This window comes from Bradyrhizobium sp. 23 (assembly GCF_023073295.1).
GTDB lineage: Bacteria > Pseudomonadota > Alphaproteobacteria > Rhizobiales > Xanthobacteraceae > Bradyrhizobium > Bradyrhizobium canariense_D.
This window is the reverse complement of the sequence record NZ_JADPJF010000095.1, coordinates 1-615: the sequence shown is the minus strand read 5'-3', so window position 1 is coordinate 615 and position 615 is coordinate 1. Positions and strand designations below refer to the sequence as shown.

1 protein-coding gene is annotated in these 615 nt (G+C 67.5%); it reads left to right on the top strand.

The window, feature by feature from the left end; translation table 11 throughout:
• On the top strand, nt 1-525 hold a 525-nt coding region (locus IVB32_RS22805; RefSeq protein WP_247411491.1), incomplete at its 5' end, for a response regulator.
• Nucleotides 526-615 lie beyond the last annotated feature (90 nt).

Below are 615 nucleotides of genomic sequence, written 5' to 3'. Positions count from 1 at the left end.
TCCTCCGGCATTCTCGGCTCGGCCGTGATCAAGGGCCAGGCCACCGAAGTGATCGACGTCGGCCACTTCCTGCCGATGGCGTTCGCCGACTGGTTCACCCGCAAGGAGATGAAACCGTCGCTGCACTCGCAATCGGTGCTGCTGGTCGACGACTCGGCGTTCTTCCGCAACATGCTGGCCCCGGTGCTCAAGGCCGCCGGCTACCGCGTCCGCACCGCGCCGACCGCGCAGGAGGGCCTGGCGGCGCTGCGCGCGCAGAGCTTCGACGTGGTCCTGACCGACATCGAGATGCCCGACATGAACGGGTTCGAGTTTGCCGAGACCATCCGCTCCGACAGCAATCTGGGCGCGATGCCGATCATCGGCCTCTCCGCGCTGGTGTCGCCGGCGGCGATCGAGCGCGGCCGTCAGGCCGGCTTCCACGACTATGTCGCCAAGTTCGACCGTCCCGGTCTGATCGCGGCGCTGAAGGAACAGACCGCGGGCGCCGCCGGTGCCTCCGAGCTGAGCCGCGCAGCAGCGTAACCAGCGGGATCAGGAGATACGCACATGACCAAGAAGACCCAGTCCGGCGAAGGCGCCATGGTCGAATACGTCACCGCGATGATCGGCGGC